This is a genomic window from Pseudomonas synxantha (genome assembly GCF_900105675.1).
Taxonomy (GTDB): Bacteria; Pseudomonadota; Gammaproteobacteria; order Pseudomonadales; family Pseudomonadaceae; genus Aquipseudomonas; species Aquipseudomonas synxantha.
The window spans coordinates 569,964-591,124 of record NZ_LT629786.1; the positions used below are offsets into that span (position 1 = coordinate 569,964).

24 protein-coding genes are annotated in these 21,161 nt (G+C 60.6%); 23 read left to right on the forward strand and 1 reads right to left on the reverse strand.

The features are described 5' to 3' along the window. Nucleotides 1-189: 189 nt before the first annotated feature. The 3 genes from rluC to BLU48_RS02740 are packed head-to-tail and all read left to right on the forward strand — an operon-like array spanning nt 190 to nt 2,803. Nucleotides 190-1,149, forward strand: coding sequence for a 23S rRNA pseudouridine(955/2504/2580) synthase RluC (gene rluC, locus BLU48_RS02730; protein ID WP_003175615.1), 960 nt, complete (start codon nt 190-192; stop codon nt 1,147-1,149). Then, the gene (locus tag BLU48_RS02735) at nt 1,136-1,798 is read left to right on the forward strand and encodes an HAD-IA family hydrolase (protein ID WP_057025522.1); all 663 of its coding nucleotides are present in this window, start codon (nt 1,136-1,138) and stop codon (nt 1,796-1,798) included. The genes rluC and BLU48_RS02735 overlap by 14 nt, the downstream gene beginning before the upstream one ends. Nucleotides 1,799-1,819: 21 nt before the next feature. Further along, nucleotides 1,820-2,803: a S49 family peptidase gene (locus tag BLU48_RS02740; protein WP_046069153.1), complete on the forward strand. Its 984-nt coding sequence runs from the start codon at nt 1,820-1,822 to the stop codon at nt 2,801-2,803. 72 nt (nt 2,804-2,875) lie between these two features. Here the strand turns inward: BLU48_RS02740 and BLU48_RS02745 are convergent, their stop codons facing one another. Next, complete coding sequence (locus tag BLU48_RS02745) at nt 2,876-3,454, reverse strand: Maf family protein (protein ID WP_057025523.1); 579 nt, start codon at nt 3,452-3,454, stop codon at nt 2,876-2,878. Between the two features lie 105 nt (nt 3,455-3,559). Here BLU48_RS02745 and BLU48_RS02750 point away from each other — a divergent pair, with 105 nt between their 5' ends. The 20 genes from BLU48_RS02750 to BLU48_RS02845 all read left to right on the forward strand — a co-directional run bounded on the left by BLU48_RS02750 (nt 3,560) and on the right by BLU48_RS02845 (nt 21,150). Beyond that, complete coding sequence (locus BLU48_RS02750) at nt 3,560-4,090, forward strand: YceD family protein (protein WP_005790551.1); 531 nt, start codon at nt 3,560-3,562, stop codon at nt 4,088-4,090. A gap of 13 nt (nt 4,091-4,103) precedes the next feature. Further along, a complete protein-coding gene (rpmF, locus tag BLU48_RS02755) occupies nt 4,104-4,286 on the forward strand; it encodes a 50S ribosomal protein L32 (RefSeq protein ID WP_003179396.1) in 183 nt (60 codons plus the stop codon). Nucleotides 4,287-4,290: 4 nt separating this feature from the next. Beyond that, a complete protein-coding gene (plsX, locus tag BLU48_RS02760; protein WP_082636739.1) occupies nt 4,291-5,301 on the forward strand; it encodes a phosphate acyltransferase PlsX in 1,011 nt (336 codons plus the stop codon). A 139-nt stretch (nt 5,302-5,440) separates the two neighbouring features. Next, nucleotides 5,441-6,379 carry an ACP S-malonyltransferase gene (gene fabD / locus BLU48_RS02765; RefSeq protein WP_046069150.1) on the forward strand — a complete coding sequence of 313 codons (939 nt, stop codon included), beginning with the start codon at nt 5,441-5,443 and terminating at the stop codon, nt 6,377-6,379. 24 nt (nt 6,380-6,403) lie between these two features. Further along, nucleotides 6,404-7,147 carry a 3-oxoacyl-ACP reductase FabG gene (gene fabG, locus BLU48_RS02770; RefSeq protein ID WP_003189275.1) on the forward strand — a complete coding sequence of 248 codons (744 nt, stop codon included), beginning with the start codon at nt 6,404-6,406 and terminating at the stop codon, nt 7,145-7,147. 191 nt (nt 7,148-7,338) lie between these two features. Then, the gene (gene acpP / locus BLU48_RS02775; protein WP_003175607.1) at nt 7,339-7,575 is read left to right on the forward strand and encodes an acyl carrier protein; all 237 of its coding nucleotides are present in this window, start codon (nt 7,339-7,341) and stop codon (nt 7,573-7,575) included. A gap of 128 nt (nt 7,576-7,703) precedes the next feature. Beyond that, nucleotides 7,704-8,948 carry a beta-ketoacyl-ACP synthase II gene (fabF, locus tag BLU48_RS02780; RefSeq protein ID WP_057025525.1) on the forward strand — a complete coding sequence of 415 codons (1,245 nt, stop codon included), beginning with the start codon at nt 7,704-7,706 and terminating at the stop codon, nt 8,946-8,948. Next, nucleotides 8,948-9,763, forward strand: a complete 816-nt coding sequence (pabC, locus tag BLU48_RS02785) for an aminodeoxychorismate lyase (RefSeq protein ID WP_057025526.1) — start codon at nt 8,948-8,950, stop codon at nt 9,761-9,763. Before fabF ends, pabC begins: the two co-directional genes overlap by 1 nt. Nucleotide 9,764: 1 nt before the next feature. After that, nucleotides 9,765-10,886, forward strand: coding sequence for an endolytic transglycosylase MltG (gene mltG, locus BLU48_RS02790; RefSeq protein ID WP_057025527.1), 1,122 nt, complete (start codon nt 9,765-9,767; stop codon nt 10,884-10,886). 19 nt (nt 10,887-10,905) lie between these two features. Next, nucleotides 10,906-11,538: a dTMP kinase gene (gene tmk / locus BLU48_RS02795; protein WP_057025528.1), complete on the forward strand. Its 633-nt coding sequence runs from the start codon at nt 10,906-10,908 to the stop codon at nt 11,536-11,538. Continuing rightward, nucleotides 11,531-12,520, forward strand: coding sequence for a DNA polymerase III subunit delta' (locus BLU48_RS02800; protein WP_057025529.1), 990 nt, complete (start codon nt 11,531-11,533; stop codon nt 12,518-12,520). Before tmk ends, BLU48_RS02800 begins: the two co-directional genes overlap by 8 nt. Nucleotides 12,521-12,584: 64 nt before the next feature. Further along, on the forward strand, nt 12,585-13,373 hold the full coding sequence (locus tag BLU48_RS02805) for a TatD family hydrolase (protein WP_057025530.1): 789 nt from the start codon (nt 12,585-12,587) through the stop codon (nt 13,371-13,373). Between the two features lie 444 nt (nt 13,374-13,817). Continuing rightward, entirely contained in the window at nt 13,818-14,483 is a 666-nt protein-coding gene (locus tag BLU48_RS02810; RefSeq protein ID WP_057025531.1) for a TetR/AcrR family transcriptional regulator, read from the forward strand. A gap of 126 nt (nt 14,484-14,609) precedes the next feature. Then, on the forward strand, nt 14,610-15,578 hold the full coding sequence (locus BLU48_RS02815) for a GTP 3',8-cyclase MoaA (protein WP_057025532.1): 969 nt from the start codon (nt 14,610-14,612) through the stop codon (nt 15,576-15,578). 136 nt (nt 15,579-15,714) lie between these two features. Further along, nucleotides 15,715-16,320 (forward strand): DUF4823 domain-containing protein, encoded by a 606-nt coding sequence (locus BLU48_RS02820; protein ID WP_046069142.1) that lies wholly within the window; start codon nt 15,715-15,717, stop codon nt 16,318-16,320. 16 nt (nt 16,321-16,336) lie between these two features. Continuing rightward, nucleotides 16,337-16,897 carry a DUF1285 domain-containing protein gene (locus BLU48_RS02825; protein WP_057025533.1) on the forward strand — a complete coding sequence of 187 codons (561 nt, stop codon included), beginning with the start codon at nt 16,337-16,339 and terminating at the stop codon, nt 16,895-16,897. A 70-nt stretch (nt 16,898-16,967) separates the two neighbouring features. After that, complete coding sequence (locus tag BLU48_RS02830) at nt 16,968-17,681, forward strand: GntR family transcriptional regulator (RefSeq protein ID WP_057025534.1); 714 nt, start codon at nt 16,968-16,970, stop codon at nt 17,679-17,681. Further along, nucleotides 17,678-18,679, forward strand: coding sequence for an ADP-ribosylglycohydrolase family protein (locus BLU48_RS02835; protein ID WP_057025535.1), 1,002 nt, complete (start codon nt 17,678-17,680; stop codon nt 18,677-18,679). The genes BLU48_RS02830 and BLU48_RS02835 overlap by 4 nt, the downstream gene beginning before the upstream one ends. A gap of 88 nt (nt 18,680-18,767) precedes the next feature. Next, entirely contained in the window at nt 18,768-20,234 is a 1,467-nt protein-coding gene (locus BLU48_RS02840; RefSeq protein ID WP_057025536.1) for a purine-cytosine permease family protein, read from the forward strand. Continuing rightward, entirely contained in the window at nt 20,227-21,150 is a 924-nt protein-coding gene (locus BLU48_RS02845) for a PfkB family carbohydrate kinase (protein WP_057025537.1), read from the forward strand. Before BLU48_RS02840 ends, BLU48_RS02845 begins: the two co-directional genes overlap by 8 nt. Nucleotides 21,151-21,161: the final 11 nt, after the last annotated feature.

Genomic DNA, 21,161 nt, shown 5'->3' on the forward strand with positions numbered 1-21,161 from the left:
TGTTACAATCCCGAGCCTTCCAAGGTGGCGAAAGCCCCGTAGGACGGCCTCGCGTCCTGATGAATTGCGATGGTCAGGGCCGGCAGTTTGCCGCATGTCCTCTGTCCAGGCCGCTTTTGGCGGCGTTCGCGACTATAGCAGCAATGATTAAGTGCTTCAATTCCATAAAAAATTGTTATCATCGCCGGCATGACGACTACCGCCCCCCCGACCCCCAGCGTCCAGCTGCTTGAGGTCTCGCCGGAATATGCCGGCCAACGCATCGACAATTTTCTCCTGGCCCGGCTCAAAGGCGTGCCCAAGACCTTGATCTACCGCATTTTGCGTAAAGGCGAAGTGCGCGTGAACAAGGGCCGGATCAAGCCTGAGTACAAGTTGCAGGCGGGCGATATCGTCCGTGTGCCGCCTGTGCGCGTGCCTGAGCGCGACGAGCCTGTGCCATTGGCCCAGGGCCTGTTGCAGCGCCTGGAAGCCTCGATTGTCTTCGAAGACAACAAGCTGATCGTGATCAACAAACCCTGCGGCATTGCGGTTCACGGCGGCAGTGGCCTGAATTTCGGCGTGATCGAAGCCTTTCGCCAGTTGCGCCCGGATGCCAAGGAGCTGGAACTGGTCCATCGCCTTGACCGTGATACTTCCGGCCTGCTGATGATCGCCAAGAAGCGCAGCATGTTGCGCCATCTGCACACTGCCCTGCGTGGCGATGGCGTGGACAAGCGTTACATGGCGTTGGTGCGTGGTAACTGGGCCAGTTCGATCAAGAGCGTGCGTGCGCCACTGCAGAAAAGCAACCTGCGTTCCGGCGAGCGTATGGTCGAGGTGGACGAGGAGGGTAAGGAAGCCCTGACGCTGTTCAAGGTGCTGCGCCGTTTCGGCGACTTTGCCACCATGGTCGAGGCCAAGCCGGTCACTGGTCGTACCCACCAGATTCGTGTGCATACCCTGCATGCGGGCCACTGCATTGCTGGCGACACCAAGTACGGCGACGAGGGTTTCTCCAAGGAAATCCGCGACCTGGGCGGTAAGCGCCTGTTCCTGCATGCCTATATGCTTACGGTGCCGCTGCCCGATGGCGGCGAGCTGAAATTGCAGGCGCCGGTCGATGAGATGTGGGCCAAGACCGTGGAGCGTTTGAGTGTCGCACCTTGACTACAAGCTGCTGATCTTCGATTGGGATGGGACGCTGGCCGATTCCATTGGTCGGATTGTCGAGTCGATGCACATGGCGTCAACCCGTTCAGGCTATGAGTTGTGCAGCGACCTGGCGGTTAAAGGCATCATCGGCCTGGGGTTGCCTGAGGCTATTCGCACCCTGTACCCGCAAATCGGTGACCAGGAACTGATTGCGTTCCGTCAGCACTATGCCGATCACTACATCGCTCTGGAAGCCGAGCCGTCGCCACTGTTTGACGGCGTAAGGCAATCCTTGGCGGCGTTTCGCGCCGAGGGCTATCACCTGGCTGTTGCTACCGGTAAGGCTCGCCGTGGCTTGGATCGGGTGCTCAAGGCCCATGGTTTCGAGGATTATTTCGACATCACCCGCGCCGCGGATGAAACCGCCAGCAAGCCTCATCCTCTGATGCTGGAGCAGATCCTGGATCATTGCGGTGTATCGCCGCGCCAGGCATTGATGGTGGGTGACGCGTCCTTCGACCTGATGATGGCGCGCAATGCCGGCATGGACAGCGTGGCGGTCAGCTATGGCGCCCAGGCTGGCGAGGCGTTGCAGCAATACGAGCCGAGGCTGACGATTGATCATTTTTCTGAATTGCAGGCCTGGCTTAGCCGGGCCCAATGAGTTTTTGCTGGGGTTAATGGCATGAGTGACGAGTGGAAAGCGCCCGAAAAGGCCGAGAACAGTGATGATAAAAGCTGGAAGCTGCTGGAGAAGACCCTCCTGGCCAGCGTCCAGGAACAGCGTCGTTCGCGGCGCTGGGGGATTTTCTTCAAGCTGCTGACCTTTGTTTACCTGCTCGGCATGCTGGCGCTGTTCAGTCCGCTGATGGACATGGAAAAAAGCGCCACCCGCGGCAGTCACTACACTGCCTTGATCGAAGTGCGTGGAGTGATTGCCGACAAGGAGCCCGCCAGCGCTGACAATATCGTCACCAGCCTGCGCGCCGCGTTCGAAGACTCCAAGGTCAAGGGCGTGATCCTGCGCATCAACAGCCCGGGCGGCAGCCCTGTGCAGTCGGGCTATGTCTATGACGAGATTCGGCGCCTGCGCGCACTGCATCCGGATACCAAACTCTATGCAGTAATTTCCGACCTGGGCGCCTCGGGGGCCTATTACATCGCCAGTGCCGCCGACCAGATCTATGCCGATAAGGCCAGCCTGGTGGGCTCCATTGGGGTGACGGCAGCCGGTTACGGGTTTGTCGGCACCATGGAGAAGCTGGGGGTGGAGCGGCGCATCTATACCTCCGGCGAGCACAAGGCATTCCTTGATCCGTTCCAGCCGCAAAAGGCCGATGAGACACAGTTCTGGCAGGGCGTGCTCGACACCACCCATCGCCAGTTCATTGCCAGCGTGAAGCAGGGGCGTGGGGATCGATTGAAGGATAAAGACCATCCGGAGCTGTTCTCCGGGCTAGTGTGGTCGGGCGAGCAGGCATTGCCGCTGGGCTTGATCGATGGCCTGGGCAGTGCCAGTTCGGTGGCACGGGATGTGGTTGGCGAGAAGGAGTTGGTGGATTTCACGGTTGAGGAATCGCCGTTTGATCGCTTCTCCAAGAAGCTGGGTGCCAGTGTGGCTGAGAAGCTTGCGCTGTACATGGGCTTCCAAGGCCCGACGCTACGCTGATATCTCAAGCCAGCTGTAGATCAAAATGTGGGAGGGGGCTTGCCCCCTCCCACATTTGTTTTTATGGTGTTCTCAGGGGATTTGCACGCCTTCAGCGAGCAGCATATCCACCAGTCGAATCAGCGACAGGCCGACAAGGCTGGTCGCATCCCGCCCTTCGGTGCTTTGGAACAGGCTCACGCCCAGCCCCTCGGCCTTGAAGCTGCCCGCGCAGTCGTAGGGTTGCTCGATCCGCAGGTAGCGCTCAATACGCTCTGCATCCAGCTCGCGCATGTGCACGGTGAAGGGTACGCAGTCGACCTGGCAATGCCCTGTCTCACTGTTAAGCAGTGCCAATCCGGTAAGAAAGCTTACACGTTTGCCGCTGGCCGCCAACAATTGCTCGCGGGCGTTTTCAAAGGTGTGGGGTTTGCCGATGATCCGGCCTTCGAGTGCGGCCACCTGATCCGAACCGATAATCAAATGCCCAGGATGGCTGGCCGCAAGGGCGCGGGCCTTTTGTTCGGCCAGGCGTTTGACCAGCTCAATGGCCGATTCACCCGTGCGGTGGCCTTCGTCGATATCCGGCGAGCTGCAGGTGAACGGCAGGTGCAGGCGGCTCAGTAATTCCCGGCGATAAACCGAGCTGGACGCGAGTAATAACGGCAGCATATACGTCTCCTCAAGGCAGTCGCCGATTCTAGCGACGTGACCGGCTGACGCACAGGGCTGAATTTCCTTTGACATGGCTGGGGGCATCCCTATAATGCTGCGCCTATGTTGAATGACCCGATTCCACCTCACGTTGACCCGCGCAAATTGGCTGATCGTGGCACCACCCTTCAAGGTGAAGTGCTGCTGGCCGATTTGGAGAGACTCTGCGACCCGCTTTCCGACACTGTCGGTACGGTGCAGGCTAAATTCGTTTTTGAACGAGATGAACGTAAGTCTGTGGTAATCCACAGCTTTATCGACACCGAAGTCAAAATGGTTTGCCAGCGTTGTCTTGAGCTGGTCACCCTGCCGATCCACAGCGAATGCAGTTATGCTGTGGTGAAAGAGGGTGCGAATACCCAGTCGTTGCCGAAAGGTTATGACGTGCTGGAACTGGGCGAAGATCCATTGGATCTGCATGCACTGATCGAGGAGGAGCTTTTGCTCGCCTTGCCCATTGTGCCTGCTCATCATCCGGAAGAATGCCAGCAGCCGGAGGGTCTCGATGACGAGGCCGAGCCGAGCGAGGACGAGGTAACGCGGTCCAACCCGTTCAGTGTATTGGCGCAGTTAAAGCGTGACCCAAACGTTTAGGAGTTAATCAATTATGGCTGTTCAGCAGAACAAAAAATCCCGCTCCGCCCGTGACATGCGCCGTTCGCACGACGCTCTCGAGGCTAGCACCCTGTCCGTGGAAAAGACCACTGGTGAAGTTCACCTGCGTCACCACGTATCGCCAGAAGGCGTATACCGTGGCCGTAAAGTGATCGACAAGGGCGCTGACGAGTAATCACTTGTCTGCTCAAGTCATCGCGATTGACGCAATGGGCGGGGACTTCGGTCCCCGCAGCATTGTTCAGGCCTGCATTGCCAGCCTGTCTGCAACGCCCTCGCTGCATCTGACCCTTGTCGGTCAACCCTCCCTTCTTGAAGAACTGATTGCCAGCCATCCGGCGGTGGATCGCGCGCGCCTGACGATTACGCCGGCCAGTGAAGCCATCAGCATGGATGAAAAGCCGGCGGCCGCCCTGCGCGGCAAACCCGATTCTTCAATGCGAGTGGCCCTGGAGCTGCTGCGTGATGGCAAGGCGCAAGCCTGTGTCAGTGCCGGCAATACGGGGGCGTTGATGGCTTTGTCGCGGCATGTGCTCAAAACCTTGCCCGGTATTGACCGGCCGGCGATGGTCGCGGCGATCCCGACGCAGAAAGGCTATTGCCAGCTACTGGACCTGGGCGCCAATGTCGATTGCAGTGCCGAGCACCTGTTGCAGTTTGCCGTGATGGGTTCGGTGGCCGCCGAAGCGCTGGGCGTTGCCCGTCCGCGTATAGCCTTGCTGAATATCGGGACCGAGGACATTAAGGGCAACCAGCAGGTCAAGCTTGCCGCAACCTTGTTGCAAAGTGCGCGGGGCTTGAACTATATCGGCTTTGTCGAAGGTGACGGCTTGTACCGTGGCGAGGCCGATGTGGTGGTGTGTGACGGTTTTGTCGGCAACATACTGCTCAAGTCCAGCGAAGGCCTGGCGACCATGATTGCCTCGCGTATCGAGGCATTGTTCAAGCGCAACCTGGCGTCGCGCATGGTGGGTGCCTTGGCGCTGCCGTTGATGCGCCGCCTGCAGGCTGATCTGGCGCCGGCTCGGCATAATGGCGCGAGCTTCCTGGGGTTGCAGGGCATTGTGGTGAAAAGCCATGGCTCGGCAGGTGTCGAGGGCTTCCAAAGCGCGATTGCGCGGGCCTTGATCGAGATCCAGGAAAACCTGCCGCAACGCTTGCACGGCCGTCTTGAGGATCTGTTGCCTTAGGCGAATTGGCCCGGGAGTGCTTAAATGTGACCGGCCAGTTCAATTGACCATCCAATCTGTCAGTTTCGTCTGCTCCCGGCATTCATTTTAAGATCGGGAGCGACTATTTCCGACGACCAGATCATTAGGGGCTTGTTACATGTCTACATCCCTCGCATTCGTCTTTCCAGGGCAGGGTTCGCAGTCCCTCGGCATGTTGGCCGAACTGGGCGCGCAATACCCGCTGATCCTGGATACCTTCAAGGAAGCTTCCGACGCCCTGGGTTACGACCTGTGGGCGCTGACCCAGCAGGGGCCGGAAGAGCAGCTTAATCAAACCGATAAAACCCAGCCGGCCATCCTGACCGCTTCGATCGCCCTGTGGCGCTTGTGGCTGGCAGAAGGCGGGGCGCGTCCGGCATTTGTTGCTGGGCACAGCCTGGGCGAATACAGCGCCCTGGTGGCGGCGGGCAGCCTGACCCTTGGTGAAGCGGTCAAGCTGGTCGAGCGTCGTGGCCAGTTGATGCAGGAAGCCGTTCCGGCCGGGCAGGGCGGCATGGCCGCGATCCTGGGCCTGGACGATGCGGTGGTAATCGAGGCCTGCGCCGAAGCGGCGCAAGGTGAAGTGGTCAGCGCGGTGAACTTCAACTCCCCTGGCCAGGTGGTGATCGCCGGCGCCAAGGCGGCTGTTGAGCGCGCCATCGAAGGCTGCAAGGCCCGTGGTGCCAAGCGTGCGCTGCCATTGCCGGTGAGCGTGCCGTCCCACTGTGAACTGATGCGTCCGGCTGCCGAGCGTTTTGCCGAGTCCATCGCTGCCATCAACTGGCAGGCGCCACAGATCCCGTTGGTGCAGAACGTCAGTGCCGCGGTTGCACCCGACCTCGAGACTCTCAAACGCGACCTGCTGGAGCAACTCTACAAGCCAGTGCGTTGGGTTGAATCGGTCCAGACCCTGGCCGCCAACGGCGCTACCGAACTGGTCGAGTGCGGCCCGGGCAAAGTCCTGGCAGGCCTGAACAAGCGTTGCGCCGACGGTGTGTCGACCGCCAACCTCAACACCCCTGAAGCCTTCGCTGCCGCCCGCGCGGCACTGGCCTGAATTGCGAAATTAGGAGAAGCCTGCATGAGTCTGCAAGGTAAAGTTGCACTGGTTACTGGCGCAAGCCGTGGCATTGGCCAGGCGATCGCCCTGGAACTGGGCCGTCAGGGCGCCGTTGTGATCGGCACCGCCACTTCCGCATCGGGCGCCGAGCGTATCGCCGCGACCTTGAAGGAAAATGGCGTGCAGGGCACCGGCCTTGAGCTGAATGTGACCAGCGATGAGTCCGTGGCTGCCGTATTGGCCCAGATCACCGCACAGTTCGGCGCGCCGGCAATTTTGGTTAACAACGCCGGCATCACCCGTGACAACCTGATGATGCGCATGAAAGACGACGAGTGGTACGACGTGGTCGATACCAACCTGAACAGTCTGTTTCGCCTGTCCAAGGGCGTTTTGCGCGGTATGACCAAGGCGCGTTGGGGCCGAATTATCAATATTGGCTCCGTAGTGGGTGCCATGGGCAACGCAGGCCAAGTAAACTATGCCTCCGCCAAGGCCGGCCTGGAAGGTTTCAGCCGTGCACTGGCACGTGAAGTCGGCTCGCGGTCGATTACGGTCAACTCGGTGGCCCCAGGGTTCATCGACACCGATATGACCCGCGAACTGCCGGAAGCACAGCGTGAAGCCTTGCTGACGCAGATTCCGCTGGGCCGTCTGGGCCAGGCCCAAGAGATCGCGAATGTGGTCACTTTCCTGGCATCCGACGGTGCGGCATACGTGACTGGGGCTACAATCCCGGTGAACGGCGGGATGTACATGAGTTAAATTGTGACGGATCGCTTCAAAAAAATGTCATACGAGCTGTCTAAAATCCGTTATAAAGCTGCAACTTAATTTATAGGCAGATGGTCGGCGGGGTACGGGGTGAAGCTTTCAGTTGAAAAGCTGAAATGGCTTTCTATACACTTACCCACTGGCCAGCTGCCTGAATTTGTCCATTAGGAGTTAAACAAGGTATGAGCACCATCGAAGAGCGCGTCAAGAAAATCGTCGCCGAGCAACTGGGCGTTAAGGAAGAAGAAGTGGTCAACACTGCTTCCTTCGTAGAAGACCTGGGTGCCGATTCCCTTGACACCGTTGAGCTGGTGATGGCTCTGGAAGAGGAATTCGAGACCGAAATCCCGGACGAAGAAGCTGAAAAAATCACTACTGTTCAAGCTGCCATCGACTACGTTACTAGCCACCAGGCGTAATAGTTTGTAGTCGTCGCTTGCTGTCAGGGAAAAACCGCACTGCTGTAACGGCGTGCGGTTTTTTCTTTAAGCGGTGATGAAAAGCAAGCTGCGAAGCGAAGTGTCGTCATTAGAAAAAGGAGAGTGCTGTGTCGCGTAGACGCGTCGTAGTCACCGGTATGGGTATGTTGTCGCCACTGGGCACGGATGTGCCAAGCAGTTGGCAGGGCATTCTGGCTGGCCGCAGTGGTATTGGTCTGATCGAACACACGGACCTTTCTGCCTATTCCACCCGTTTTGGCGGCTCGGTAAAGGGTTTCAATGTCGAGCAATACCTCTCGATCAAAGAGTCCCGCAAGCTCGACCTGTTCATTCAATACGGCCTGGCGGCCGGTTTTCAGGCAGTGCGTAATGCGGGCCTGGAAGTCACCGACGCCAACCGTGAGCGCATCGGCGTGGCCATGGGGTCGGGTATTGGCGGCTTGACCAATATCGAAGAAACCAGCCGCACGCTGCACGAATCCGGCCCTCGTCGAATTTCACCGTTCTTCGTACCGGGCTCGATCATCAATATGATTTCCGGCTTCCTGTCCATCCACCTGGGGGCACAGGGGCCTAACTACGCCATTTCGACGGCGTGCACCACGGGCACTCACTGCATCGGCATGGCGGCGCGCAACATCGCCTATGACGAAGCGGACGTGATGATCGCCGGTGGCGCCGAAATGGCCGCCTGCGGCCTGGGCATGGGCGGCTTCGGCGCCTCCCGTGCGCTGTCGACCCGCAATGACGAACCGACCCGTGCCAGCCGTCCGTGGGACAAGGGCCGCGACGGCTTCGTACTGGCCGACGGTGCCGGTGCCCTGGTACTCGAAGAGTTGGAGCACGCCAAGGCGCGTGGCGCCACCATCTACGCCGAGTTGATCGGCTTTGGCATGAGCGGCGACGCCTACCACATGACCTCGCCACCGTCCGACGGTGCCGGTGCTGCGCGCTGCATCACCAACGCCCTGCGCGATGCGAAGGTCAACCCCAACCAGGTGCAGTACATCAACGCCCATGGTACTTCGACGCCGACCGGTGACCTGGCGGAAGCCGAGGCCATCAAGTCGGTGTTCGGCGAGCACGCCTACAAGCTGGCGGTCAGTTCCACCAAGTCCATGACCGGCCACCTGTTGGGCGCGGCGGGCGCGGTGGAGGCGATCTTCAGCGTGATGGCAATCAAGGATCAGGTCGCTCCGCCGACCATCAACCTGGATGAACCGGACGAAGGCTGCGACCTGAACTTCGTGCCTCACGAAGCGCAACCGATGCCGATCGACGTGGCGATTTCCAACTCGTTCGGTTTTGGTGGCACCAACGGGTCCCTGGTGTTCCGCCGGTTCGCCGAGTGATGCACAGCTGGGTCGACGGTCAACCAGTGGACTCCGTGCCCCTGAAAGATCGCGGCCTGGCGTATGGCGATGGCTTGTTCGAGACCATCGCCGTCAAGGCCGGGCAGCCGCTGTTGCTCGACCGTCACCTGCAGCGCCTGAATGAGGGCTGCAGGCGTTTGGCATTAGTTGCCGACCACGGTGTGATTCGCAGCGAAGTGCTGGCCTATGCCGTCGCCCTCGGCGACGGTATCCTCAAGTTGATCCTTACCCGTGGCGATAGCCTGCGCGGCTATGGTCTCAACCCTGGCGCTCCGGTGCGCCGTATCTTGCAGGGCAGTGCGCCCGCGACTTATCCCCCCGCCCATGGTGTCGAAGGCATCCGCCTGTTTCCGTGCGCGACCCGCTTGGCCGAACAGCCGTTGTTGGCCGGTCTCAAGCACCTCAATCGTCTGGAGCAAGTGCTCGCACGCGCAGAATGGCAAGATGCCGATCATGCCGAAGGCTTGATGCTGGATATGTCCGGTCGGGTTATCGAAGGCGTGTTCAGCAACTTGTTCCTGGTGCGCAACGGCTTGTTACTAACCTCTGACCTGAGTCGATGTGGCGTGGCCGGCGTGATGCGCGCCGAGCTGCTGGCCCAGGCTCAGGCGCTGGGCATCCCGGTAGTCGTGGCCGACGTCAGTGTCGAGCAGTTGCGACAGGCCGATGAAGTCTTCGTCTGCAACAGCGTATATGGCATTTGGCCGGTGCGCGGATGCGCTGCGATGAGCTGGCCGGTTGGGCCGCTCACCCGTAAACTGCAGGGTATTGTTCGCGCGCTATTGGATATTTGAGTTGATACGAAAACTGGTTTTACTGCTGCAGATCAGCCTGGTCTCGGCGGCGTTGCTCGTGGGCTTTTCGGCCTGGAAGCTCGACTCTGCCCTCAAGCAGCCTTTGGCGCTGTCCCAGGAGCAGTTGCTCGACGTACCGGCTGGCGCTACCCCGACGGGCACCTTCAATCGTCTGGAAGCTGACGGTGTGCTCGACGATGCCTTCTGGCTGCGCCTGTACTGGCGCTTCAATCTCGAAGGCCAGCCACTGCACAGCGGTGAATACCGCATGACTCCCGGTCTTACCGCCGAGGGGCTGATTGGCCTGTGGCAGCGTGGCGAAGTGGTGCAGTACAGCCTGACGCTGGTGGAAGGCTGGAATTTCCGTCAGGTGCGCATGGCCCTGGCCAAGCACGAAAAGATCGTGCAGACCCTTCCAGGGCTGACTGACAGTGAAGTAATGGAAAAGCTCGGCCACCCGGGTGTATTCCCCGAGGGGCGTTTCTTCCCCGACACTTATCGCTTCGTGCGCGGTATGACCGATGTCGAATTCCTGAAAAAAGCCTACAACCGCCTCGACGATGTCCTCGCTCAGGAGTGGAGCAAGCGTGCCGCCGATGTGCCGTACACCGACCCTTATCAGGCGCTGATCATGGCGTCCCTGGTGGAGAAGGAGACCGGTGTACCGCAAGAGCGTGGGCAGATCGCTGGTGTGTTTGTGCGTCGCATGAAGATCGGCATGTTGCTGCAGACCGATCCGACTGTGATCTACGGCCTGGGTGAGCGCTACAACGGCAAGTTGACCCGCGCCCACCTCAAGGAAGCCAACCCTTACAATACCTACATGATCGCCGGCCTGCCGCCGACACCCATCGCCATGGTCGGTCGCGAGGCCATCCACGCGGCGCTGAACCCGGAACCGGGCAGCAGCCTGTATTTCGTCGCCCGTGGCGATGGCAGCCATATTTTCTCGGATAACCTGGATGCGCATAATGCCGCCGTGCGCGAGTTCCAGCTCAAGCGGCGTGCCGACTACCGCTCCAGCCCGGCGCCGGTGGTGAAACCACTGGACGACACAGCCCCACCCGGCGACGCACCGATCGAGCCCACACCGGACACCATCGTGCCGCAAAGCCCGCAATGACTCTGACTAAGGACTGCCCGTGACTGGCTTGTTTATTACCCTGGAAGGCCCGGAAGGCGCCGGCAAAAGCACGAACCGTGACTACCTGGCCGAGCGCCTGCGTGCTCAGGGCATCGAAGTGGTGCTGACCCGTGAACCGGGTGGTACGCCACTGGCCGAGCGGATTCGCGACGTCCTGTTGGCCCCGGGTGACGAGCAGATGAACCCGGACACCGAGCTGCTGCTGGTATTCGCCGCCCGTGCCCAGCACCTGGCCGAAGTAATCCGCCCGGCCCTCGCACGCGGTGCGGTGGTGATCTGTGATCGTTTCACCGATTCCACCTACGCCTATCAGGGCGGTGGCCGAGGCTTGTGCCTGGAACGCATCGCTACCCTGGAAACCTTCGTGCAGGGGGATTTGCGCCCCGATCTGACCCTGCTGTTCGACCTGCCGGTGGAAGTGGGCATGGCTCGCGCCAGTGCCCGGGGGCGCCTGGATCGTTTCGAGTTGGAAGGGCAGGCATTTTTCGAAGCTGTGCGCAGCGCTTTCCTGCAGCGTGCCAAGGCTGAGCCTGCGCGTTATCACCTGCTGGACGCCGCCCAGCCGCTGGCCCGGGTGCAACAGGCCATCGACGCACTGTTGCCGACACTGTTGGAGCGCACCCGTGGCTGAGTCCTACCCGTGGCAGGACAGCCTTTGGCAGCAACTGGCCGGGCGTGCCCAGCACGCCCATGCCTATTTGCTGCATGGGCCGGTGGGCATCGGTAAACGCCACCTCGCCGAGCGCCTGATGGCCAGCCTGTTGTGCCAGCGCCCGGTCGATCTGCAGGCGTGCGGTGAGTGCAAATCCTGCCTGCTGCTCAAGGCCGGCAGTCACCCGGACAACTATGTGCTGGAACCCGAGGAAGCGGACAAGGCGATCAAGGTCGACCAGGTGCGTGACCTGGTCAGCTTCGTGGTGCAGACCGCGCAGATGGGCGGGCGCAAAGTGGTGTTGATCGAGCCGGTCGAGGCGATGAACATCAACGCCGCCAACGCCTTGCTCAAAAGCCTCGAAGAACCCTCCGGCGATACCGTGCTGTTGCTGGTAAGCCATCAGTCCAGCCGTTTGCTACCGACTATTCGCAGCCGCTGCGTGCAGCAGGCATGCCCATTGCCGAGCGAGGCCATGAGCTTGCAATGGTTGGCGCAGGCATTGCCGGAGTGCACCGCAGAGGAACGCGTCGAATTACTGACCCTGGCGGCCGGTTCGCCCTTGGCGGCAGTCAAGCTGCAAGCCCAGGGCGTGCGTGAGCAGCGGGCGTTGGTCGTGGATGGCGTGAAGAAGCTGCTCAAGCAGGAGCTGTCTGCCACGCAACTGGCCGAAGGCGCCTGGAAGGATATCCCCCTGTTGCTGTTGTTCGACTGGTTCTGCGACTGGTCCAGCCTGATCCTGCGCTACCAGTTGACCCAGGATGAAAACGGCCTGGGCCTGGCGGATATGCGCAAGGTCCTGCAATACCTGGCGCAGAAAAGTGCCCAGGACAAAGTGCTGAACATCCAGGACTGGATTCTTGCCCAGCGCCAGAAGGTACTCGGCAAGGCCAACCTCAACCGCGTGCTGTTGCTCGAAGCGCTGCTGGTGCAGTGGGTCGGCCTGCTCGGGCGGCGTTAATTTCCGTGGCCGACGGGTGTATCGTTGGCCAGACTCTTTTCGTGACTTAAAGCCCTGACTCCCTATGCTCGTAGATTCCCATTGCCACCTTGATCGTCTCGACCTTGCCCAGCACGGCGGTTCCCTCGACGCCGCCCTTGAAGCTGCCCGCCAGCGTGGGGTAGGCCACTTCCTATGTATCGGTGTCAGCGCTGAGAACGCCGCCGACGTCAAGGCCCTGGCTGAGCGCTACACGGACGTGGATTGCTCTGTGGGTATCCACCCGCTGGACCTCAAGCCCGACGAAGCCCCGGCCCTCGATTGGCTATTGGGCGAACTCAACCACCCACGGGTGGTAGCCATCGGTGAGACCGGCCTGGACTACCACTACGAACCCGAAGCCGCCGAGTTACAGCAGGCTTCGTTCCGCCTGCACCTGCAAGCTGCCCAACAGACCGGCAAGCCGGTGATCGTCCACACCCGTGGCGCCCGGGCCGATACCTTGACGCTTTTGCGTGAAGCCGCACTGCCACAGGCCGGTGTACTGCACTGCTTTACTGAGGACTGGGACATGGCCAAAGCTGCCCTGGACCTGGGATTCTATATTTCCCTGTCGGGTATCGTCACCTTCCGCAATGCCGACGCGCTGCGTGACGTAGCCCGCCAAGTGCCGGCCGACCGCCTGCTGGTGGAAACCGACTCGCCCTACCTGGCGCCTATCCCCCATCGCGGTAAGCCGAACCTGCCGGAATACGTGCGTGACGTGGCCGATTACCTGGCAATGCTGCGCGGCGAGTCCTACGAGCATTTTGCCGAGCAGACGACCGAGAACTTCAAGCGCCTGTTTCCGCTGGCCCATGTAGCAGTTGGATAAACGCTCGAATTCCAGGCAAAAAAAACCCGGGTTCTGGGGGGGGAATCCGGGCTAAGACCATTAGGAGTAAAACAAGGGCACACAGTCCGTCGGTACCCAGGTCGACGCGTCACTTGGGGGAGATGTCGCGCCGACAGTTGAAGTATTGATCACTATCTCATTCAGTCCAGTCGGATCTGATCGTTTTTTAAACAGATTTGGAATACGCCCGCTTCTCTTGAGTTCTCATTGCTCAGGTGGGCAGGTTCAGGTGATACGTATTATTTCTGACTGATAGAGGCAGGATCGTTGGCGCATTGAAAGTTATGTGCCTGGCGGGTTCACATAGACATTGCCCAACGACCGTTCAGTCGGGATAATCCCTCGCATCGGGTAAATCGTATCGCCACGTATCTGTGGCCCTGCGCAACCCTCCCTATTCCGACCTTTGCAGACCTTTTCCTCATGCACAAAGAACCCCGTAAGGTCCGTGAGTTTCGCCGCCGTGAGCAGGAAATTCTCGACACTGCACTCAAGTTATTCCTCGACCAGGGCGAAGACAGTGTCACCGTCGAGATGATTGCGGATGCCGTGGGTATCGGCAAAGGCACAATCTACAAGCACTTCAAGTCCAAGGCCGAGATCTATCTGCGTCTGATGCTCGATTACGAGCGTGACTTGAACGAGTTGCTGCACTCGGCCGACGTCGACAAAGACAAGGAAGCCTTGTCCCGCGCTTACTTCGAGTTCCGCATGCGTGACCCGCAACGCTACCGCCTGTTCGACCGCCTGGAAGAGAAGGTGGTCAAAGGTCACCAGGTGCCGGAAATGGTCGAGGAGCTCCACAAGATTCGCGCCTCGAACTTCGAACGCCTGACGCTGCTGATCAAGGGCCGTATCAGTGAAGGCAAGCTCGAAGACGTACCGCCGTATTTCCACTACTGCGCCGCCTGGGCTTTGGTGCATGGCGCCGTGGCGTTGTACCACTCGCCGTTCTGGAGCAATGTGCTGGAAGATCAGGAAGGCTTCTTCCAGTTCCTGATGGACATCGGTGTGCGCATGGGCAACAAGCGCAAGCACAGCTCTGAACTGCCAGGCGCTGAAAAGAGTGGTGAAACCCCGGCTACGTAAGTCATTCGCCAATGATTTACTGCCAGGCGCAGTACCCCAGGAATATACTCAGGCAAGGACCTTGCTAAAAGCTGATTTATAAGTCAGCTTTTAGTGCGCCCGAATTATCCTCTGCCGGAGTGATCCATGATCGTTGATCGTCAAGGCAGGCGTTTTCGCAATTTGCGAATCAGCCTGACCTCAGCCTGCAATTACGCGTGTACCTATTGCGTGCCAAATGGCAAGCGGCTGGTGGCTGCCCAAGACGAACTTTCGGCCCAGGCCATGGCCCGGGGCGTGGCTTACCTGATCGAAGCAGCCGGTATCGAGCGCTTGCGCATTACCGGCGGTGAACCGCTGGTCAGCCCCAAGTTGGAAGCTTTCATGGGCGCGGTAGGGCAGATGGGCCTCAGCGACATCAGCCTGACCACCAACGGCCAACTGTTGGCGCGCAAGTTGCCGTTGCTGGTGACCGCCGGCATTCGACGCATCAATGTTTCCCTCGATACCCTGGATGCCGATGCCTTCCGCAGCATCGCCCGTGGCGGCGACCTGGCCACCGTGCTCGACGGCATGGACCAGGCCAGCGCTGCCGGGATCAAGATCAAGGTCAACATGGTGCCGTTGCGCGGCCAGAACCTGGACCAGGTGATGCCGCTGCTCGATTACTGCCTGGAGCGCGGCTACGAGCTGCGCTTTATCGAACTGATGCGCATGGGCCACCTGGCCAAGGACTCCAACGCGTTCCTGCAACAGTTCGTCAGCTTGCAGCAGCTGCTCAGCCTGATCGGCGAACACCACGAATATTTGCAAGCCAATGCGCCCGTCGACGCCACTGCAGTGCGCTACGAAGTGCCGGGCAAGGGCTTCTTCGGCGTGATCGCCAACGAAAGCGTGCCGTTCTGCCGCACCTGTTCGCGGCTGCGCTTATCCTCCACGGGATGGCTGCATGGGTGCCTTTCATCGAGCAATCGCCACTACGTCGGTGACTTGCTCGATCAGCCGCGCCACCAGGCATTGCCGGCCCTGCAGGGCTTGCTGATGAAGGCCCTGGGCGACAAACAGGAAGTAGCGTTTTCTGGCGGCGCGACGGTCATGAAGATCATCGGCGGCTAATGTAGATCTCCCGAGTTCACACAAATGAATATGGGGGCTCGCTCCCACATTTGATTGGGGGCGCTGCTCAATGGCGCGGATTCTGCATCTCACCCCCATTCGCCGGTTTTCCGTCACCGGCTTCTGGAGGATTAGGATGCGTAGTCTGGTTTTGCTGCTGGCGTTGTTGGCCCTGGGCGGTTGCATGACCGTCAGCGATATGGCCGAAGGCACCCGCTATCAGATGAGCGACGCCGGGTTGCTCGACCACAGCGATACCCGGCGTACTGCCTCAGTGCGCATACAGCCGGACTCCTTTGTGTTTATCGCCCAGGGCGCCTTCGTACCGCCGGGTAGCGCGTATCCGCGGCCTAACGTGGTAGCCGAGGAGGCGTTCAACGGCTTTGTCGAATATTTCCCGATGGTGCGTCGCGCGCGCCAACCGGAAGGTCTAGAGCAGGCCATGGCCGAAGCCCGCGAGGCGGGTGCCCACTACTTGCTGTATTGCCGTTTTGCGGCAGCCGATGACCGTATCGGCAATGCCGACGAATGGACTGACCAGCAAGCCCTGGACCGCCTGGGGCTGGACAGCGGCGTGATCCAAGTCATGTTGATCGAGACCAGCACCCAGTATTTGATCGATACTGCCCGTATTCGCAGTCGTGGCGGTTTACTGACGTTCCACGACACATCACCACAAGATCTGATTGCCCGTCCCCTGGCGCAATACGCCCGAGGCTTGCTGGGCATGAGCAATCAGTAGACCTGAGGAGAACCCCATGACCGATTCCGCCAAGGCCAATGATCTATTGGCCCAACTGCCGAAGGGCAAGGGACCGGCGCCGGTGCACCTGTGGAACCCGGATTTCTGCGGCGATATCGACATGCGCATCGCCCGCGACGGCACTTGGTTCTACCAAGGCACGCCCATCGGGCGCAAGCCGATGGTCAAGTTGTTTTCCAACATCATCCGTCGCGATGGCGATGACTATTTTCTGGTCACCCCGGTGGAAAAAGTCGGGATAACCGTCGATGACGCGCCGTTTGTCGCCGTCACCCTGGACGTGCAAGGGCAGGGCGAAAGTCAATTACTGCGCTTTACCACCAACGTCGATGAGCAGATCGAGGCCGGCCTTGAACACCCGTTGCGGGTGGTGATCGACCCCGACACCCAGGAACCTGCGCCCTATCTGCGGGTGCGCGCTAATCTTGAAGCCCTGGTGCACCGCAATGCCTTCTATCAATTGGTGGAGCTGGCGGTGAGCCGTCCGATCAACGGTCAGAACTGGCTTGGCGTATGGAGCGGCGGGGTGTTTTTCCCCATTGGCCTGGAACCTTGAAGACGATTTTGTCTTTGTTCTGAAATAATTCCCTTGCCGGGAATGGGCGCTTTCGGTTATCAATTTGTACATGATTAGACATGTCCGATTTGATAAGAAAAAACGCGTCGTCGACGAACTCATCCGCCGAATCGAGGGTGGAGTGATGGCCGACGGTTTCCTGCTGCCGGGCGAGCACCAACTGGCCGAGGAGTTTGCGGTCAGCCGTGGCACGTTGCGCGAAGCGCTGGCCGAGCTTAAACGTCGTCACTACATTGCGACCCAAAGCGGTGTTGGCTCCATCGTCACCTTTGACGGCATGGTGCTGGACCAGCGTAGCGGTTGGGCCCAGGCTCTGGCGGATACGGGCGCGCAGGTGTCCACCGAGATCCTGCGCTTCGAGGCCGTGACCCGTGCGGACCTGTTCAGCCGTTTCGGCACCGACCAATTCATCGCCCTTGACCGCCTGCGCCGCGCTGCCGACGGGACCCCGGTATCTCTGGAACGCTCGCTGATGCCCGCTGTCGGCGACCTGGAAAGCCTGCCGCGCATCGGCCTGATCGACAATTCCTTGACCATCACCCTGGCGGCCTACGGCTATGTGGGCGCCGATGGCGACCAATGGATCGGTGCCGAGCCCCTCAGCGACGAAGACGCCGAACGGCTCGGGCGGCCGATCGGCACGGTCTTTCTCAAAGCCTCGCGCACCACCTATGACCGTCGCGAGCGTTTCATGGAGCATGTCGAAAGCCTGCTCGACCCTGTGCACTTTCGCCTGCACCTGCAATTCGGAGCGTCGAAATGACAGCAGAACATCGCGCACTCGGTGCCTTCTACGGTTTGGCCCTGGGCGATGCCTTGGGCATGCCCACCCAGTCGTTGAGCCGGGAGCAGGTTCGACAGCGTTTCGGAGCCATCACCGCCCTGGAAGATGCGGGCGCCGACCAGCCCATCGCCCCGAACATGCCTGCCGGCTCCATTACCGATGACACCGAGCAAGCCATCCTGGTCGCCGAGTTGCTGGTGCAAGGCCATGGCCGGATCGAACCCACGGTGCTGGCTCAGCGCCTGATCGATTGGGAGGCCGTGATGCGCGCCAAGGGTTCCCAGGACTTGCTCGGGCCGTCGACCAAACGTGCCATCGACATGATCCTGGCCGGCCACACCCCAGAAGAGTCGGGGCGCTACGGCACCACCAATGGCGCGGCCATGCGTATCACGCCAGTGGGCATCGCCGCCGATGTCAGCGATCCGCAGCCATTTATCCAGGCCGTCATCCAGGCTTGCCAGGTCACCCATAACACCAGCCTGGGCATTTCCAGCGCCGCAGCCGTGGCGGCGGTGGTCTCGGCCGGCATCAACGGCGCCGACCTGGGCGAAGCCCTGAACATCGGCATCCAGATTGCGCAGCGGGCCGAAAACCACGGCCATTGGATCGCCGGGGGGCGCATTTCCACGCGTATCAGTTGGGCGCGCACCCTGAGCGTTGGCAGTGGTGATACGGCGCTGTTTGCGGACCTGCTCTATGAATTGATCGGCACGTCGGTCGCCTCCCAGGAGTCGGTGGTGGTGTCGTTCGCCCTTGCGCAGCAAGTGGCGTCGGGCGAGATGAATGCCTTCGAGGCCCTGTGCCTGGCTGCCAGCCTGGGAGGCGACACCGACACCATCGCCGCGATCCTCGGCGCCATGCTGGGGGCGTGCCTGGGCATGCAATGCTGGCCCGAGGCGTTGATCGAGCAGGTCAAGCAGGTCAATGGCCTTGAGTTGCGGCCGCTGGTTCAAGAACTGCTCAAATTGCGCTGAGCAGCACAAATCAAAGAAGGCCGGAATACCGCTGCACATTGCACATCTGCCACAACCACAATAATACAGGCATCAGGAGCACTCCCTCATGAGCAGCACCTCTTCCGGCCAGGGTGCCGGGCAATTGGAAACACGCGGTATCGAGCCGGTCCCTGAAAGCGAGTGCAACGGCCACCCGCTGCAGCTGTTCTGGGTATGGTTCGCCGCCAATATCAGCATCCTCGGCTTGCCGCTGGGCGCGACCCTCGTGGCGTTTCGTGGCTTGGCCATCTGGCAGGCGATAATTGTTGCGATCCTTGGCGCCGCCGGCTCCTTTGCGGTGGTGGGGATTATTTCCATCGCCGGGCGTCGAGGTCGCGCGCCCAGCCTGACCCTGTCCCGTGCCATCTTCGGTGTACGCGGCAATATCGGCCCGACCCTGGTCTCGCTGATGTCGCGCCTGGGCTGGGAAACCGTCAACACCACCACCGCCGCCTTTGTGCTGTTGTCGTTGTGTTCGATCCTGTTCGGTTCGCCAGTGGAGGCGAAAAGCGCGCCGCTGTTGACCCTGGTCTTTATCGCTATCTTCGTGCTACTGACCCTGGCGGTTTCCGGTCTCGGCCATGCCACCTTGCTGGTGATCCAGAAGTGGGCCACCTACGTATTCGGCGGCTTGAACATCCTGGTGGGTGGATTCCTCTGTGCCACCATCGACTGGAGCGCGGTGTTCAACGCCACCCCAGCGCCGCTGAGCGCAATGATCATCGGTGTCGGCACCATGGCCGCGGGTACGGGGATCGGTTGGGCCAACGCCGGTGCCGACATGTCGCGCTACCAGCACCGCAGCGTCAAGGCCGTGCGCCTGGTGGCGTCCGCCGCGTTTGGCGCGGGCATCCCGCTGGTGCTGCTGATCACTCTTGGCGGCCTGCTGTCGGTGGGTAACAACGACCTGGCGTCGGCCACTGACCCGATCATCGCGATCCGCGACATGCTGCCGACCTGGATGGCCGTGCCGTACCTGATCACTGCGTTCGGCGGGCTGTTGCTGTCAAATAACCTATCGGTGTATTCGGCCGGTCTCACCACCCTGACCCTGGGCTTGAAGGTCAAGCGTGTGCATGCGGTGATCGTCGATATCGTGGCGATCTTCGCAGGTTCCATCTACTTCATGCTGATCGCCGACAGCTTCTATGGCCCGTTCATTACCTTCATTTCGCTGCTGGCGGTGCCGATCACGGCGTGGGTCGGGATCTTCGTGGTCGACCTGATTCATCGTCACTACTACAGTCCCAAGGACCTGCTGGACGTCAGCCCGAGCAGCGCCTACTGGTATCGCGGCGGCGTGGAATGGCGGGCGTTTGGCGCCTGGGCGGTGGCCATTGTGCTGGGGTTCAGCTTCACCACTATCGGTACTACCGCCGAAAACATCTGGTTTGCCGGCCCGTTGTCCGACTCCTGGCTGGGCCATAACGGCCTGGGCTGGATCGTCACGTTCCTGGTGGCGGGCGGAATTTATGCGGTACTGGGTGGCGCGGCTGATCGTCGTCCGGCTTTGGTCGAGCGTCCCAATGTCTAGATTGCTGCACACCGGCCAGGTCATCGTCGACCTGGTCATGGCCCTTGATACGCTGCCGGCGACTGGCGGCGACGTGCTGGCGAAGTCCGCCAGTTTCCAAGCCGGCGGTGGCTTTAACGTGATGGCTGCCGCGAGGCGCAATGGCTTGCCGGTGGTTTATCTGGGCCGCCACGGCAACGGGCGCTTCGGCGACTTGGCGCGTGCGGCAATGCAGGCCGAGGGCATTGAGATGGCCTTGGCGGCCAGCAGCGACAAAGACACCGGCCTGTGTGTGTCCCTGACCGAAGCCAGCACCGAGCGCACATTCATTTCCCATATCGGCGCCGAGGGCGAGCTGAGTGCCGGGGACCTGGCCCGAGTCGTGCCGCATGCCGATGACTATGTGTACGTCAGTGGTTACAGCTTGCTCCTTGAAGGCAAGGCACAGCCGTTGATCGACTGGCTGTTGGCATTGCCGCGAGAGATCGTTGTGGTGTTCGACCCGGGGCCGCTGGTCAAGGCGCCGGATTCAGCGTTGATGCGTGGGTTGCTGCCGCGTATTGATATCTGGACCAGCAATGGCCCGGAAGCTCTGGCGTTTACCGGGGCGACGGATATCGCCGCCGCGTTGCCAGAACTGAATCGATACCTGCCTGCACAAACGATGCTCGTAGTACGCGATGGGCCGAATGGCTGCTGGGTAGGGCGCAGGGGTGAGATTGAACATGTGCCCGGTTTCAAGGTGCAGGCGGTGGACAGCAATGGTGCGGGGGATGCGCACGCAGGGGTGTTTATTGCTGGCTTGGCGGCGGGGTTGAAGCCGGTTGAAGCAGCACGCCGGGCGAATGCGGCGGCGGCATTGGCCGTGACGCGTTGGGGGCCGGCTACCTGTCCAGGCGCAGCCGAAGTTGATGCATTAGTTTCCAGGCAAAAATAAACCCCAATGTG

Excerpts from the sequence above, each read along its gene's own strand:
- rluC (WP_003175615.1), top strand. The coding sequence starts at position 190 with ATGACGACTACCGCCCCCCCGACCCCCAGCGTCCAGCTGCTTGAGGTC.
- BLU48_RS02740 (WP_046069153.1), top strand. The coding sequence starts at position 1,820 with ATGAGTGACGAGTGGAAAGCGCCCGAAAAGGCCGAGAACAGTGATGAT.
- BLU48_RS02745 (WP_057025523.1), bottom strand. The coding sequence starts at position 3,454 with ATGCTGCCGTTATTACTCGCGTCCAGCTCGGTTTATCGCCGGGAATTA.
- BLU48_RS02750 (WP_005790551.1), top strand. The coding sequence starts at position 3,560 with ATGTTGAATGACCCGATTCCACCTCACGTTGACCCGCGCAAATTGGCT.
- rpmF (WP_003179396.1), top strand. The coding sequence starts at position 4,104 with ATGGCTGTTCAGCAGAACAAAAAATCCCGCTCCGCCCGTGACATGCGC.
- fabD (WP_046069150.1), top strand. The coding sequence starts at position 5,441 with ATGTCTACATCCCTCGCATTCGTCTTTCCAGGGCAGGGTTCGCAGTCC.
- fabG (WP_003189275.1), top strand. The coding sequence starts at position 6,404 with ATGAGTCTGCAAGGTAAAGTTGCACTGGTTACTGGCGCAAGCCGTGGC.
- acpP (WP_003175607.1), top strand. The coding sequence starts at position 7,339 with ATGAGCACCATCGAAGAGCGCGTCAAGAAAATCGTCGCCGAGCAACTG.
- pabC (WP_057025526.1), top strand. The coding sequence starts at position 8,948 with ATGCACAGCTGGGTCGACGGTCAACCAGTGGACTCCGTGCCCCTGAAA.
- BLU48_RS02805 (WP_057025530.1), top strand. The coding sequence starts at position 12,585 with ATGCTCGTAGATTCCCATTGCCACCTTGATCGTCTCGACCTTGCCCAG.
- BLU48_RS02810 (WP_057025531.1), top strand. The coding sequence starts at position 13,818 with ATGCACAAAGAACCCCGTAAGGTCCGTGAGTTTCGCCGCCGTGAGCAG.
- BLU48_RS02815 (WP_057025532.1), top strand. The coding sequence starts at position 14,610 with ATGATCGTTGATCGTCAAGGCAGGCGTTTTCGCAATTTGCGAATCAGC.
- BLU48_RS02820 (WP_046069142.1), top strand. The coding sequence starts at position 15,715 with ATGCGTAGTCTGGTTTTGCTGCTGGCGTTGTTGGCCCTGGGCGGTTGC.
- BLU48_RS02825 (WP_057025533.1), top strand. The coding sequence starts at position 16,337 with ATGACCGATTCCGCCAAGGCCAATGATCTATTGGCCCAACTGCCGAAG.
- BLU48_RS02830 (WP_057025534.1), top strand. The coding sequence starts at position 16,968 with ATGATTAGACATGTCCGATTTGATAAGAAAAAACGCGTCGTCGACGAA.
- BLU48_RS02835 (WP_057025535.1), top strand. The coding sequence starts at position 17,678 with ATGACAGCAGAACATCGCGCACTCGGTGCCTTCTACGGTTTGGCCCTG.
- BLU48_RS02840 (WP_057025536.1), top strand. The coding sequence starts at position 18,768 with ATGAGCAGCACCTCTTCCGGCCAGGGTGCCGGGCAATTGGAAACACGC.
- BLU48_RS02845 (WP_057025537.1), top strand. The coding sequence starts at position 20,227 with ATGTCTAGATTGCTGCACACCGGCCAGGTCATCGTCGACCTGGTCATG.